Source organism: Roseibium sp. AWQ4_290 (assembly GCF_056160985.1).
In genome coordinates this window covers 68,319-82,870 of record NZ_JBSWYG010000019.1, presented here as the reverse complement: position 1 = coordinate 82,870, position 14,552 = coordinate 68,319, and the positions used below count along the sequence as shown (strand labels likewise).

General features: G+C 59.5%; 16 protein-coding genes and 1 tRNA gene. 5 read left to right on the top strand and 12 right to left on the bottom strand.

What is annotated here, in order from left to right; translation table 11 throughout:
* Positions 1–68 precede the first annotated feature (68 nt).
* Positions 69–842 (top strand): hypothetical protein, encoded by a 774-nt coding sequence (locus ACXAH0_RS18875; protein WP_475194140.1) that lies wholly within the window; start codon positions 69–71, stop codon positions 840–842.
* A gap of 170 nt (positions 843–1,012) precedes the next feature.
* On the top strand, positions 1,013–1,795 hold the full coding sequence (locus ACXAH0_RS18870) for a Bax inhibitor-1/YccA family protein (RefSeq protein ID WP_475176034.1): 783 nt from the start codon (positions 1,013–1,015) through the stop codon (positions 1,793–1,795).
* Between the two features lie 619 nt (positions 1,796–2,414).
* Here the strand turns inward: ACXAH0_RS18870 and ACXAH0_RS18865 are convergent.
* Positions 2,415–2,804, bottom strand: a complete 390-nt coding sequence (locus ACXAH0_RS18865) for a DUF2794 domain-containing protein (RefSeq protein WP_475176030.1) — start codon at positions 2,802–2,804, stop codon at positions 2,415–2,417.
* A gap of 173 nt (positions 2,805–2,977) precedes the next feature.
* A complete protein-coding gene (locus ACXAH0_RS18860) occupies positions 2,978–3,169 on the bottom strand; it encodes a hypothetical protein (RefSeq protein WP_475176027.1) in 192 nt (63 codons plus the stop codon).
* A 344-nt stretch (positions 3,170–3,513) separates the two neighbouring features.
* On the opposite strand from ACXAH0_RS18860, the gene ACXAH0_RS18855 reads away from it, so the two are divergent.
* Positions 3,514–4,038, top strand: coding sequence for an N-acetyltransferase family protein (locus tag ACXAH0_RS18855; RefSeq protein ID WP_475176023.1), 525 nt, complete (start codon positions 3,514–3,516; stop codon positions 4,036–4,038).
* Positions 4,039–4,214: 176 nt separating this feature from the next.
* Positions 4,215–4,754: an inorganic diphosphatase gene (gene ppa / locus ACXAH0_RS18850; protein ID WP_475176018.1), complete on the top strand. Its 540-nt coding sequence runs from the start codon at positions 4,215–4,217 to the stop codon at positions 4,752–4,754.
* 157 nt (positions 4,755–4,911) lie between these two features.
* Here ppa and ACXAH0_RS18845 read toward each other — a convergent pair whose 3' ends face one another.
* From ACXAH0_RS18845 to gcvT, 7 genes are all read right to left on the bottom strand, one after another.
* Positions 4,912–5,346, bottom strand: coding sequence for a metallopeptidase family protein (locus ACXAH0_RS18845; RefSeq protein ID WP_475176015.1), 435 nt, complete (start codon positions 5,344–5,346; stop codon positions 4,912–4,914).
* 141 nt (positions 5,347–5,487) lie between these two features.
* The gene (locus ACXAH0_RS18840; protein WP_475176010.1) at positions 5,488–5,742 is read right to left on the bottom strand and encodes a hypothetical protein; all 255 of its coding nucleotides are present in this window, start codon (positions 5,740–5,742) and stop codon (positions 5,488–5,490) included.
* The gene (locus tag ACXAH0_RS18835) at positions 5,739–6,263 is read right to left on the bottom strand and encodes a disulfide bond formation protein B (RefSeq protein ID WP_475194139.1); all 525 of its coding nucleotides are present in this window, start codon (positions 6,261–6,263) and stop codon (positions 5,739–5,741) included. Before ACXAH0_RS18835 ends, ACXAH0_RS18840 begins: the two co-directional genes overlap by 4 nt.
* Before the next feature lie 13 nt (positions 6,264–6,276).
* Positions 6,277–6,855, bottom strand: coding sequence for a YqaA family protein (locus tag ACXAH0_RS18830; protein ID WP_475194137.1), 579 nt, complete (start codon positions 6,853–6,855; stop codon positions 6,277–6,279).
* 165 nt (positions 6,856–7,020) lie between these two features.
* A complete protein-coding gene (gene gcvP, locus ACXAH0_RS18825) occupies positions 7,021–9,876 on the bottom strand; it encodes an aminomethyl-transferring glycine dehydrogenase (protein WP_475194135.1) in 2,856 nt (951 codons plus the stop codon).
* Between the two features lie 15 nt (positions 9,877–9,891).
* Positions 9,892–10,257, bottom strand: coding sequence for a glycine cleavage system protein GcvH (gene gcvH / locus ACXAH0_RS18820; protein WP_475194133.1), 366 nt, complete (start codon positions 10,255–10,257; stop codon positions 9,892–9,894).
* Between the two features lie 17 nt (positions 10,258–10,274).
* Positions 10,275–11,372, bottom strand: a complete 1,098-nt coding sequence (gene gcvT / locus ACXAH0_RS18815; protein WP_475194131.1) for a glycine cleavage system aminomethyltransferase GcvT — start codon at positions 11,370–11,372, stop codon at positions 10,275–10,277.
* Positions 11,373–11,690: 318 nt separating this feature from the next.
* On the opposite strand from gcvT, the gene ACXAH0_RS18810 reads away from it, so the two are divergent.
* Complete coding sequence (locus ACXAH0_RS18810) at positions 11,691–12,311, top strand: helix-turn-helix domain-containing protein (RefSeq protein ID WP_475194129.1); 621 nt, start codon at positions 11,691–11,693, stop codon at positions 12,309–12,311.
* 46 nt (positions 12,312–12,357) lie between these two features.
* On the opposite strand, the gene speB is transcribed toward ACXAH0_RS18810, so the two are convergent.
* From speB to ACXAH0_RS18795, 3 genes are all read right to left on the bottom strand, one after another.
* Positions 12,358–13,332, bottom strand: a complete 975-nt coding sequence (gene speB / locus ACXAH0_RS18805) for an agmatinase (protein WP_475194127.1) — start codon at positions 13,330–13,332, stop codon at positions 12,358–12,360.
* Between the two features lie 225 nt (positions 13,333–13,557).
* The gene (locus tag ACXAH0_RS18800) at positions 13,558–14,130 is read right to left on the bottom strand and encodes a YceI family protein (protein WP_475175981.1); all 573 of its coding nucleotides are present in this window, start codon (positions 14,128–14,130) and stop codon (positions 13,558–13,560) included.
* 313 nt (positions 14,131–14,443) lie between these two features.
* Positions 14,444–14,528 (bottom strand) — tRNA-Leu (locus ACXAH0_RS18795).
* Between the last annotated feature and the right edge of the window lie 24 nt (positions 14,529–14,552).

The window sequence follows — 14,552 nt, the reverse complement described above, 5'->3', positions numbered from 1 at the left end:
ACCTTGCGTCAACTTCTATTCTTGGCTATCCGAAGAAGGTCGGGGATGAAAGAAGAAGGGCACTTTCGATGTTTGAAGTTACGGGCAAATCCATTTTGAAATTCGCTACGGCAGGCGTGCTGACAGCTGCGGCCGCTCTGTTTTCAACAACAGCACCAGCTCTTGCGGAAAGCCCCTTTCACACCGGCGTATGGCAGCTGAACACCCCGGAAGGGCCGCGCGGCCTTGTGGTCAGCGACTGGCTGGTGTTTGAAGACGGCCTGCCGAAGCGCTGGCTGTACCGGCGCGCGGGCACCAATGATGCCAACCAGTTTGACTTTTTCAGCCGGACCATCGGCGACTCCGGCTATACGCCCGTCGGCATCCGCGTGTACCGGACCGGCGACAACGCCATGAAATACACGCTTGCGCCAAAGGGCAAGGATCCGGTGGAAGTCTCTGCGGTGCGCCTGTCGATTCCCAATTTCATCAATTCGTGCCTGTCGGTGGAGAAAAAGGGCAAGCGTTTTTTTGGCAACTGGGTCGGCACCAGCGGCTCCACACTCAAGAAACTGAATGTCGGCAAAAGCAAGATCACGATTGACGGCAAGGCCCGCGACGTAGCCATAGAGGAAGTGCGGGTCGGCCGTATGGGCATTACCGAAGGCGGCAAACCACTGGCCTTCCTGACCGATGCGGGGGGAGACTATGCGGTACTGCAGTGGTTCAAGCCGGGTGTGACCGAGGAGCAGATGCGTGACAAGGAACGGGAAATCCTCGATTTTGCCTCCGAAGAGATCGTCCGCAACCCGGGCGGCGACTGTGACCGGCAGATCGCCTCGCGCCTGAAAGCGATGAAATAGTCGCGATATCTTAAGTATAGGGACCTGAAATGCGGCCGGGAGCAGAAAGATATCGATTTTTTCGGAAATCTGATCTTGTGATTCCAGCCATATTTTCCCATATGTTGAGAGAGTTGTGTTGCATGTAATGGTGCGTGCACTAATCGTTCTAGAAGGGGATTCACACAACCATGTCGACCTTTGACCGTCAATCTCAAGGCGCCTACACCGTTGCCGGCTCGCGCGCCGAGGCCGGCATCGATCAGGGCCTGCGCGCCTATATGCTGGGCGTTTACAACTATATGACCTTTGGCCTGGCGCTGACCGGTTTCTTTGCTCTTGCCACCATGATGCTGGCAACAACAAACGATCAGAACGCCGCAGCCGCCGCTCTTGGCAATGGCCAGATGCTGACACAGCTCGGCGTTGCCCTTTATGGCAGCCCGCTGAAATGGGTCGTGATGCTCGCCCCGCTCGGAATGGTGATGTGGCTCTCGTTCCGCATTCAGTCCATGAGCGCGTCTTCCGCCCGTACGATGTTCCTCATCTATTCGGCTTTGATGGGCGTGTCCCTGTCCTCGATCTTTCTGGTCTATACCGGCGGATCGATTGCACGCGTCTTCTTCATCACCGCGGCCGCGTTCGGCGCCCTTAGCCTCTTCGGTTACACCACGAAGAAGGACCTGTCAGGCTGGGGCTCGTTCCTGTTCATGGGCCTGATCGGCATTGTAATCGCCTCGATCGTGAACATCTTCCTGGCGTCTTCCGCCCTGCAATTCGCCGTGTCCGTGATAGGCGTGCTCGTGTTTGCCGGCCTGACCGCCTATGACACTCAGCAGATCAAGGAGATGTATTACGAAGGTGACAGCGGCGAAGTCGCCACCAAGAAGTCGGTCATGGGCGCCCTGCGCCTCTATCTGGACTTCATCAACATGTTCCTGATGCTGCTGCAGCTGTTCGGAAACCGCGACTGATCAGCGCAAATGTCATCCAAACGCGAAAAGCCCGGCTCCCCGCCGGGCTTTTTTGTTGTCCAGCAGCGCTGTAGTTCAACCGCTTGTACCAATGACGGCAATGTGGACTGCAAGCCACAGCCTCATCCAGGAAGAGTGCGTGGGTCCCCGATCAAGCCGGTGCCGAATGCAAGGGAATGAGGTCCTTTCCAACGCCTGCCATACACCGATCCCCATCCAGAGGACGGCCGCAAGCCTGCCTCAAAGGCCGGGCTCCTTGTTCCGTTTCTGCGGCCCATCTTTCGAGACGGTCCATAGGCCCTCTTCAAGATGAGGGAGCGCGGAACGCCGGTGCAAGGGAAATGAAGAGCCAAAAGCTCCTTCCAGGCTTTATACCACAAGTTCGATCCAACGATGTCAGCAGGCAAAGCAGACCGCCCCTCGGGTGCTGGAAAGCAGCCCATCGGCAGCGCTGCGCGAAGCGCCTTGCCGAAAGATCTGCTTTACAGCATCAAATGGTGCAGACTTTTCGCACTAAGCGCGTCGCGTTTCATCGGGATTGTTTTGCGCCGCCTGAAACCACAGACTTCAACCCAAACGCAAAAACAGAGTGGCCTCGGCTCGGCCCGGCACACTCTGGTCAGGCATCGACGACGCGAAGGTGCTTCTTTTTCTCCAGCACCCGCAGCACCTGGCTCAGATCATGGCCGCGCTTCAGGATCATGCCCCCGGCGGCGACCACACAATAGGCACCCTGGCGCCGGGCCAGTTTCGGGTCTTTCTCGATGCGGTAGAGCGGCATTTCCGAAGAGCGCCGGAACACGGAGAACACCGCCCGATCCTTCAGAAGGTCAATGGCGTAGTCCCGCCACTCCCCATCAGCAACCATGCGGCCATAAAGCCGCAGGATCGTATCAAGTTCTCGCCGGTTGAAGGAAACGACGGGTCTGGAAGGCAAGGCCGTTTGGCTGTGCGGCTGCGGCGTATGGACCGCACCGCGCTGGGACGCGCTGTCATCGGCTTCGCTCATTCCACCTCCAATCTGTTGTCGCGCCTGCCACGCCATGGGACGGATGCCCGGGCAGCGCACGCAGCACGCTCAAAATCCTGTCAGACCGCCATTGAGCAGCACCGCGCTGTCTGCATGATGCGTCTCCTTTGAAGGAAATGGCAAGTCCGGGACAGGAGAAACATTTTTCCGGCTTAGAAAATCCGCAGTTCTGACAAGGCAAGTGTTGCACGTTTTCCGGTTGACGCAACGCTTTCAAGCTTGCCCAGAAAGAATGAACAAAATTTCATGATTTCGCCGCAATCCAGCCCTTGGCCAGCCATTTTGAACTCCCATATTCCAATCATACCCTGATGGGTGAGACCGATAAGGATCGCGGAATGCATTAGCCCCCCAGCCCCCCGGGGTCCTTAAAGGTCTACCAGATTTAATGAGTCAAACATCAGGGCAACTGAAGGGCCGGCCAAAAAGCCGGCCCTTTTCCTATTTTTCCGATGTTTCAGCCTTCTGGTGCTTGCACACGCAACCGTCCGTCAGCAGCCGCTCCAAAGCCCTGCCCAGGCCGCGCCCCGCGCCCCTTCCAGGACCTTCACGCCTTACCGCCACCCCGTCCGAGACCACCTTGCCTGCCCTACGGCAGTTTTTTGAACCTGACGCTGGACGGTTTTTTCCGCGCGCGCCCCGATTCCCTCTTTCCAGATGACAGACATGTTGTATCCTTTTTTGTGTCATGACCACGGACCTGATCGATCTTCGGGCGGCCAGAGCCGCCGATTGCGAAGCGCTTGCCGGCATTCACAACGAAGCCTGGCTCGGAGCCTATCGGGGCGTGTTGAATGGCGTCGACCTGCAAAAGATGGTGTCCCGCAGGGGAACAGGCTGGTGGCGCGGCGCCCTGACCCGGGGCGTCGACATCATGATGCTCAGCGTGGCCGACACGCCAGCCGGATATGCCACATTCGGCCCCTGCCGCCTCAGCGGCACGTCCATGGAAGGCGAGATCTACGAATTGTACCTGAAGCCGGAATATCAGGGGCTCGGCTTCGGCCGCACCCTGTTTGGCCGGGTCCGCACCACGCTCAAGGCCCGCAACATGCCGGGCCTTGCCGTACAGGTTCTGAGCGACAATGAACCTGCGCGCAACTTCTACCGCGCCCTTGGCGGCAAGCGCATGGCCAAGTCCTGGCACCGGCTTGGTGGCCGCCGGCTGGAACTTTCCATCTATTGCTGGCCCGCCGGAACCGGCCTGACGTGAGCCTGCCCGGCACGCCTCCACCGATCAGCCCAACCCGGCAACCTGCGTTCCGCGTCCGCATTCCATCAAATCTGCTGCGCCCACCTCTCCGCCATTAGGTGCAATGCAAAATTTGGGGCTTGAACTTCTCCGGCGGGATTGCGATAGACGCAGCAACATTCAACAGGAGCTATGCGATGCGTATCGACGCGGTGCCGATTGGCAAGAATCCCCCGGAAGACATCAACGTCATCATAGAAGTGTCTGTCGGCGGCGAGCCGATCAAATACGAGATGGATAAGGAGGCAGGCGCAATGTATGTCGACCGCTTCCTCTATACGCCGATGCGCTACCCCGGAAATTACGGCTTCGTGCCCCATACGCTGTGCGGCGATGGCGACCCGATCGACGTTGTGGTCGTGAACCAGAGGCCCATCGTTCCGGGCGCGATCATGTCCTGCCGCCCGATTGGCGTTCTGATGATGGAAGACGAGTCAGGCCAGGACGAGAAAATCATCGCCGTGCCCGGCAACAAGCTGACCAAACGCTACGAGCATGTCCAGGACATCACCGACCTGCCGCAGATCACAGTTGATCAGGTTAAGCACTTCTTCGAGCATTACAAGGATCTGGAGCCCGGCAAATGGGTAAAAGTGACCGGTGTGGAAGGCGTGGAAGCAGCCAAGAAGCTGATCGTTGAGTCCATCGAGCGCGCCCGGACGGAAGCTGCCGAATAAAGCTGGGGGGACAGCCCCTCAGCCTTGATCCAGGATCCGGGGCCGGTGCGGATCTTCAAAGCACATCGCGTTCAATCGGATTTTCTATCGCGTCCTGAATTCAAAGATTTCAACGCAAACGGAAAAATAGATTGATCTTGAAAAAACGCGGTGCGCCTTAAAGATCCGCAGCGGCCTCAATGCGCTCCATGTCCTGATCGGACAGTCCGAAGTGATGGCCGATCTCATGGATCAGCACATGGGCAACCACATCCCCCAGGGATTCGTCCATGGCCGCCCAATAATCCAGAATGGGCCTGCGGAACAGCCAGATGCGGTTGGGCATCTGGCCGGTAAACTGCGCATCACCGCCCTGGGCCAATCCCTGGCCTTCAAACAGACCCAACAGATCGTGCGGATCTTCGATGGACAGGGCATCCAGAACATCATCCGGTGCATAGTCGGCCAGGCTAACCTGGATATGGCCACAGCGCAGAAGCACATCATCCGGCAGGCCGGATAGCACTTCGCTTGCCATCTCCTCGAAATCGGACAGCTCTGGAGCCTTGCGGTCTGACCAGCCACTGCGGCTGATCGGTCGGACGGATGCCATGGGTCTCTGCCTTGGCCTTGAAGCGGGCGCGTTTGGTTCAAGCTCAATCAGGTTTGCTTTGGCGTTGAAATCTCCGGTTTCAAACGGCGGAAGGCAAATCCGACGGCCTGTAGCCTGCTCTTAAAATGAACGTCACAATGCCTAAAGATACGTGGCGGCCAGATAGATCAGCAGCCCCAGGGCAAAGATCACACCGGCGGTCCGGCCGATCCGGGTTCCCCATACCTCTATCTGATCGTCCTGATCCTTGTCGGCGCCCCTCAAATGCGAGCTAGCCCTGTCGGCCATACGCCGAAAGCTCGAACTGCCGAGCGATTCACTTTCCGCCTGCACCCTGTGAATCGCCCTCAGCGCTTCTGCGCGCCGCTGATCATCCAGCTGTTTCTTTCTGCTCATCCGGCTAAAGTGGACCTGTTCCACCTATGTTTCAACAGGAGAGCGGCAAACAGGCTCAAAACGGCCAGTCCTGCGGACGCAACAGCATTCCATCCGGCAAAGGAAAGACCAGCCAGGCGCCAGCTGGCTTCCGTGCAACTGACAACCCGCGTATTCTGCAGTGCCTGCAGCATATTGGCCGCAGAGGCCGGGGCTGCCGTGCCCCCGCCGCAGTCACTTGGGCCTGCCCAGAACTGCCACTCGGCTCCGGCCTGATAGACCCCAAGCCCCGCGCCATACGCAAAGACGGCTGCCACCGCCAGAAGGATGAGCAGGGCCAGCCGCGCACGCCCCTGCGCCATCAGCACCAGGGCAATTGCCGTCAACGGCAATCCGGCATAATACGGCACACGCTGTTCTAGGCACAATTTGCAAGGCACATAGCCGCCAAACAGCTGGAACCCCCAGGCTGTTGCAATCACCGCAAGCCCGCCAAACAGGACAAGACCGGAAAGGCTGCTCGCCAGACGCTCTTGGGTCATCGGGTTTCCTTCATCACAGATAGCGCAGCAGAACAAATCCGCCGACCAGCAACACGACGAAAAGGGTGAACATGAGACCGAGCCGCTTTTCGATAAAGTCCTTGATCGACGGTCCGAAAAAATACAGCAACCCGGCGACCACAAAGAAGCGCAGCCCCCGGGACACGATGCTGGCCAGAATGAAGACCGGCAGGCTGAGCCCGGCCACTCCGGAGGCGATGGTGATCACCTTATAGGGAAAGGGGGTCAGACCGGCGATAAAGACAAACCACCAGCCCCAATGGTTGAAGACGGCGCTGAACTCGTCAAACTTGTCCATCTTGCCGTAGAAGGTGAGGATCGGTTCCGCCACCTGTTCGAACAGGAACATGCCGATGAGATAGCCGAGCACGCCTCCCAGCACGGACGTGACCGTGCACAGCAGAGCATACCACCAGGCCCGCTCGCGCCGTGCGATCACCATGGGGATCAGCAAAATGTCCGGCGGGATCGGAAAGAACGAACTTTCAACGAAAGAAACGGAGCCAAGCGCGGCAGGTGCACGAGGTCCGGCGGCAAGGGACAAGGCCCAGTCATAGAGGCGTCTGATCATGGCAAATCCGTTAGAGCATCCCGCCCGCCAGGGCAAGGAAAACTCTGCCGTCAAACGCCTGTCGCACCCCTTTGCCGAAAGTTCGTGCAGCCCACAGTCCGGCATTGAATGCCCTGAACCTGGCCGGGCGGGAAAGGTGGCGCCACAGGCGCCACCCGGACCTTTCTATTCTGCCGCCTCGGCATAGTCCGACATGGGCGGACAGGTGCAGATCAGATTGCGGTCGCCATAAGCATTGTCGATGCGGTTGACCGGCACCCAGTATTTATCGACATCCAGCGACCCTGCCGGATAACACGCCTTTTCCCGGCTGTAGGGCCGGTCCCAGTCCCCAACCAGATCAGCGACAGTATGCGGCGCATTCTTCAGCGGGTTGTTCTCAGGATCAATCTTGCCGTCGATGATTTCCTGGGCTTCGGCCCGGATGGACAGCATGGCGTCGCAGAACCGGTCCAGCTCCGCCTTCGGCTCGGATTCCGTCGGCTCCACCATCAGCGTGCCGGCCACAGGCCAGGACATGGTGGGTGCATGAAAACCGCTATCCATGAGACGCTTAGCAATGTCTTCGACAGTCACCCCGGCGCTGTCGGCCAGCGGACGGGTGTCAAGAATGCACTCATGGGCCACCCGCCCGGTTTCGGACGTATAGAGAATGCCATAAGCGTCCTTGAGGCGGGCGGCGATGTAATTGGCATTCAGGATCGCGACCTTGGTGGCCTGGGTGAGCCCCGGCCCGCCCATCAGCAGGACATAGGCCCAGCTGACCGGCAGGATTGACGGTGACCCGAACGGCGCTGCCGAGACCGGACCGACCGCCGAACCATATTCCGGATGGCCGGGAAGAAAAGGCTCCAAATGGGCCTTGACGCCAATCGGCCCCATGCCCGGCCCGCCGCCCCCGTGGGGAATGCAGAAAGTCTTGTGCAGGTTGAGATGGCTGACATCACCGCCGATCTCGCCGGGCTGCGACAGACCGACCATGGCGTTCATATTGGCCCCGTCGATATAGACCTGGCCGCCATGGTCGTGGGTGATCCGGCACACCTCCTGCACGGTTTCCTCAAACACCCCGTGGGTGGAGGGATAGGTGATCATGCAAGCTGCAAGATTTTCGGAATAGGTTTCCGCCTTTGCCCGGAAATCCTCCAGATCGATATCGCCCTTGTCGTCCGATTTGACCGGAATGACCTTATAGCCAACCATCTGGGCCGAAGCCGGATTGGTGCCGTGGGCCGAGGTCGGAATGAGGCAGATGTCCCGGTGCCCGTCGCCGCGCGCCTGGTGGTAGTTGCGGATCGTCAGCAGCCCCGCATATTCCCCTTGCGCGCCGGAATTGGGCTGCTGGCTGATCGCATCATAGCCGGTGATGCGGCACAGCTTGTCATTGAGGTCGGCAATCATCTCGTGATAGCCACCGGCTTGATCCTCCGGAACGAAGGGATGCAGGCTGGCAAATTCCGGCCAGGTGACCGGGATCATCTCAATCGTCGCATTCAGCTTCATGGTGCAGGAACCGAGCGGGATCATCGCCCGGTCAAGCGCCAGGTCCCGGTCCGCCAGACGGCGCATGTAGCGTGTCATTTCCGCTTCGGCCCGGTTCATGTGGAAGATCGGATGGGTCAGGTAGGCGCTTTCACGCAAAGCATGCTGCGGCAAGCGGTAGTCGCTCTTCATCTTGCGTTCATCCAGCATGTCGCCGCCAAAGGCGCGCCAGACCGCTTCGATGGTTTCCCGGCGGGTCTGCTCATCCAGCGAAATGCCGATTTTCGTCTCGCCGACCTTGCGCAGGTTGATGCCATTGGCAACCGCCGCATTCAGGACAACGCCCTGAAGCGCACCCACCTCAACCGTAATCGTGTCGAAAAACACCTCCGGCTCCACCTTGAAGCCAAGGGATTCCAGACCCGTGGCCAGGCGGGACGTCTTGCGGTGCACCGACTGGGCAATTGCCTTGATGCCGTCCGGGCCATGATAGACCGCATACATGGAGGCAATCACCGCAAGCAGGGCCTGGGCCGTGCAGACGTTGGAATTCGCCTTTTCCCGGCGGATATGCTGCTCACGGGTCTGAAGCGCCAGCCGGTAGGCCTTCTTGCCCCGGCTGTCCACGGACACGCCGATGATCCGGCCTGGCATGCTGCGCTTCAGGGCATCCCGGCAGGCCATATAGGCCGCATGCGGGCCGCCATAGCCCATCGGCACCCCAAAGCGTTGTGTGGAGCCGACGGCAATATCCGCCCCCATTTCCCCCGGGGACTTCAGCAGCGCCAGAGCCAGCGGATCAGCCGCCACAATGGCCAGCGCCTTATGGGCATGAAGCTCTGCGATCACATCGGTGAAGTCACGCACATGGCCATAGGTGCCCGGATACTGGAAAATCGCGCCGAAGACAGTCTCCGGGTCCAGCATGTCCGGATCGCCGACAATCACCTCAATCCCCAATGGCTCGGCCCGGGTTTCGATGACGGCGATGGTCTGCGGATGGCAATTGGTGTCCACAAAGAACGCCGCCGCCTTGGACTTGGCAGAGCGCTTGGCCATGGTCATGGCCTCGGCCGCCGCCGTGCTTTCATCCAGCAGAGACGCATTGGCAATGTCGAGACCAGTCAGGTCGGACACCATGGTCTGGAAGTTCAGCAGCGCTTCCAGCCGCCCCTGGGAGATTTCCGGTTGATAGGGCGTATAGGCCGTATACCAGGCCGGGTTTTCCAGAATGTTGCGCAGGATCGGCGCCGGGGTGGTCGTGCCGTAATAGCCCTGGCCGATCAGGGAGGTCAGCACCTTGTTCTTGCCAGCGACCTCTTTCATATGGAACAGCGCATCACGTTCCGACAGGCCCGGTCCACCCCAGTCGAGCGGCTCCTGCTGGCGGATCGCCGCAGGAACAGTTGCATCAATCAGCGCATCGAGACTGTCAAAGCCGATCAGCTTCAGCATCTCGTCCATCTCGGAAGGAGACGGGCCGATATGGCGTCGGTTGGCAAAGTCATAGGCCTGGTAGGTGGTAAGTTCGAAAGCCATCTGCAGCCCTTTCCGTTAGCCGATAAACGCCTTGTAGCCATCCAGATCCATGAGACCGGAGACCTGGTCCGGGGCCGACAGCCTGATCTTGTAGAGCCAGCCCTCCCCTTCCGGGCTTTCGTTCAACAGCGCCGGATTGTCGGCCAATGCCGCATTCACCTCGGTGATCTCGCCATCCACCGGGGCATAGATTTCCGAAGCGGCTTTGACCGATTCCACGACGCCGATTTCATCCGCCTTGGCAAACGTGTCGCCTGCGTCTTTCTGTTCCACATAAACGATGTCACCCAGCTGTTCAGCCGCATGGGCCGTGATGCCGACCGTCGCCGTGTCGCCGGAAACGGTGATCCATTCGTGCTCTTCGGAAAAATAGGTGGTCATGGCGGTCTCTCTCGGGTTTAGCGCTTGTAATTCTGCTGCACGAAGGGCAGCGGGACAATTTCGGCCGGCTGGGTCTTGCCCCGGATGATCAGGTCGACTTTGGTTCCCGCATCCGCAAAGGCCGCCTCCACATAGCCCATGGCCACCGGGCCACCGGCCGTCGGGCCGAAGCCGCCGGAGGTGATTACACCGATATCAGCCCCGCCCGCGCCCGCAACGCGCACGCCCTGGCGTGCCGGTGCGCGGCCGTCCGGCCGGATGCCGACAAGTTTGCGCGACGGTCCGCTGGCAATCTCACGCTGAATGCGGCTTGCCCCCGGAAAACCGCCCTCTTCGCGCCGCCGCTTCTGGATCGCCCAGGTAAGAGAGGCTTCCACCGGTGATGTCCCGGGGCCGATATCATTGCCGTAAAGGCACAGACCCGCTTCCAGGCGCAAACTGTCGCGCGCACCCAGCCCGGCCGCTTCACAGGCTTCATGGGCCAGAAACGCGCGGGAAATCTTCAGAGCCTGGTCTTGCGGGATCGAGATTTCAAACCCGTCTTCCCCGGTATAGCCAAGCCGCGAGATCCGGCAGTCCGCGCCCAGAATGTCGCCGGTCATGGTTTCCATGAAGGTGAGGTCCCGCACGGCCGGACAAAGGCTACCAACCACCTCTTCTGCCATCGGGCCCTGAACGGCCACCAGCGCCCGGTCGAATATCTCCGTCACCTCAACCCCGTCCAGATGGGTCGCCATATGGGGAATGTCCTGATGTCGCATGGAGGCATTGACAACCACAAAAAAATGTTCGCCCGCATTGGAGACGATCAGGTCATCCATGATGCCACCTGCCTCATTGGTGAAGAAGCCGTAGCGGGCCTTGCCCTCTTTCAGCGTGGCAAACGCCTGCGGGCACAGGGCTTCAAGCTTCTGGCCAACATCCTGCCCGCGCAGGATCACCTGGCCCATATGGCTGACATCGAACAGCGCGGCCTTTTCGCGGCACTGCTTGTGCTCGCCCATGATGCCGAGCGGATACTGCACCGGCATTTCCCAACCGGCAAAATCGACCATCTTGCCGCCAAGGTCCAGGTGAAGATCGTAAAGCGGTGTGCGTTTGGGGGCATCAGCCATGAGACCGGTCCTCTTGTGGTTCCAGCGGGGGCAGCGTCCTCAGACAGTCCGGATACGCCTCTCAGGGGCTCCTCCCCAAGTCTATCCTTTGGCGCCTCCTGCTGCCCATCCTGCGGATGGACAGTGCCTGTGGCCTCCACGGTCCGGCGCAGGGTATCACCCCGGCCTGCGTTCGCAAACGCCACAACGCTCCCTTAATCTGCAATTTGTTTCCTATAAGAAACTTTTCCATCATACGCAACGAAAGAATGCGTTTGAGAAATTTGACGCTGTTTGGCGGGTATGCGAAACAGCGGGCACGCAAAAGAAAGGCCGGACATGGACCCCGCTTCCCACAGCAGCCCCGTTTCCCAGACCGGCGAGGACGACCGCCCAGGCGCCAATGACGCAGGGCATCTGGGCAAGATGATCCGCGAAGCGCGCTTGCAGAAAGGCTGGACACTGGAAGAAGCGGGCAAGGCGGCCGGGATCGGCCGTTCAACCCTGTCCAAGATCGAAAACAGCCAGACCCGGCCGAGTTTCGACATTGTGCGCCGTCTGACCAAAGCCCTTGAGCTGAAGACACCACAGCTTTTTGTGCAATCGGGCCCCAGCGATATTTCCGGCCGCCGGGACGTAACCCTGTCCGGCGCGGGCGAGCTGCAGGAAACTCCGACCTACAGCCACGAGCTTTTGTGCACGGAGCTGACCAGCAAGCGCATGTTCCCCTATATCAGCACGATCAAGGTCCGGGACGTGTCTGAATTTGACGGCTGGATCCGGCACCGGGGCGAAGAATTCATGTATGTGATCAGCGGCGAGCTGACCTTCTTCACCGAGCATTACAAGCCCCTGCCCATGAAGGCTGGGGACAGCGTCTATTATGACAGCGGCATGGGTCATGGTTGCGTGTCCACCAGCACGGAGGATGCCAAGGTTCTCTGGGTGTCTTTGGATTAGAGCCAAGGCCTCGAACAGGCCGCCAGACGCCCCCGCCCTGCGTCTCTCAAGAAACCGTGCGCCGGTGATGAAAGATGAAGCCAAGGAAATTCAGCAGGATCTGCGCCGCCAGGATCTGGGTACTCTGGCCCGGATCGTAATCCGGGGCCACTTCCACCAGATCAATCCCGGCGACCTGCCCTCTCTTGGCAAGGCCATGCAACAATTCCAGAACGTCATAATAGAGAAACCCGCCATGGCTTGGCGTGCCGGTGCCCGGCGCAATGGACGGGCAGAAGGCGTCGATATCTATCGTTACATAATAGCGGACGCCTTCAGGAATGCGCGCCAGCACAGCCTCAGGCCCCAGCTTGCGCACCTGGCGCACGGACAGAATATCCGAGCCCCGGGCGCGGGCGTCGTCATAGCCTTCTTTCGCCGTGGACGAGACATTGCGGATGCCAAGCTGGGTCATGCCGGACACATAGTCCTTTTCAATCGCCCGGCGCATCGGGTTGCCATGACCGTCCGTCACCCCATGGCGCTCGTCAACAAAATCCAGATGCGCATCGATCTGCACCACATGAAGCGGGCCCTTCTTTGCACAATCGTCTGAAAAGGCATTGATGCAGGGAATGTTGACCGAATGATCACCGCCAATCACCACCGGCAGCGCGCCGGCGATCAGGATCTTGCGCACCCCGTATTCGATATTGGCGTGGCTTTCTTCCGTTTTGGTGTGCACGATATCCGCATCGCCAATGTCAACGATCCGTACGTCTTTCCCGAGATAGGTGGCATCGTCCTCGTGGTCATAGGCGCCCGCATGTCCGAAGCTGAACAGGGTTGAGGCTTCGCGCACGGAACGTGGCCCGAAACGGGCCCCCGAGCGGAACTGGCAGCCGAAATCAAACGGCGCCCCAAGCACGGCCACGTCCGCGTCAATCGCATCCCAGTCGGCCACATAGTCCCGCTTGCCAAAGGTGGAAATACCGACAAAGGGCAGGTTCAACCGGCCCGTTTCATACCCATGCCCCGACATCTCCACACTCCTTTAAGCTGTTGGAGGATCGCCTTCCGGCCAGATCTGGAGAGTGGAATATTTTTGGGACTTTGGGAATGCGGAGACGCAGTGTATTGACGGGAAATCACGGTCTACCAGATTTGCCTCCCGCTGTCTGACAGCAGGATCAGCCCTCTTTGACGAGCGGACTGGGCAGACACAGGCGCCCCACCCGGCCAAAACCGGGTGAGGCTTTTGAAAAGATCAGCGCTTCAAAACCAGGGTAAACGTTACCGGAACGACCGGTGAGATGGAGTCCAGTCCTGCCAGTTTCTGCAGCTCATCCAGACCGGCCGTCAGTTCAAAATCCTCCGCAGACACCAGAACAGGCGCGGTGGTGGAGACCAAAACCTCATCGTCGCTCAAGCGCGCAATTTCCGCGTCGACGTCATACTCGACCTCCTGGCCGTGCAAGGTCACGGTGACCGGAAACTCCGCCTTTGCGACATCCCCAGCCTTCAGGCCTTCGAAGTCAGCCATGTTCAGCTTCGCCGCGATCCCGGCCGTCGGCATCTCAGCCACATTGAACAGAATTGTCTTCACGCGCTCGTTGCGGATGTCGATGCCCGTATCCACGGTCGCCAAATCCAGCACCAGCGCCGCAGTCCCGTCGTCTTCAACATTTCCGCTCAGACCAGCAATCTTGTTCACCTCACCAGTGTCTCCATTCTTGATGGACACATAGGACAGGCTGGAACCTTCAGGTTGCACTGTCCAGGCCAGGGCCGGGCCCGCCATCGCGGACAGGAGGACAGACACCATCAAAAACCGTTTCATCGGGATACCCCTTCGCAGACCGAAAAAATCTTTCGCAAAATCAACTATGAAGCCGCAGTAGGACGGTATCGTGACGTAAATATGTCGGATCCCTCATCGGGCAAGGGGCCGCTCGAAAGGGTATTGACAGCAAGTTGTCTGACAGGTTCTGGCCGTGGTCTCAAACCGGCTGCACACAAACGAGCAATCGCTGGGAAAGTTCACCGGCCGGCCGGATCTTGAAGCGGTCATGCGGGACAAGAGAGGGAAGCGAAAGGATTCGCTGGGACCATCCAAGCGCTCAAACAGCCGACAGGCGATAGCGCAAAGAAAATGGTGCCCCCCGCCGGAATCGAACCGGCACTCCCGAAGGAACGGGATTTTGAATCCCGCGCGTCTACCAGTTCCGCCAGAGGGGCAACTGACACCGGAGAGGGTGGGTA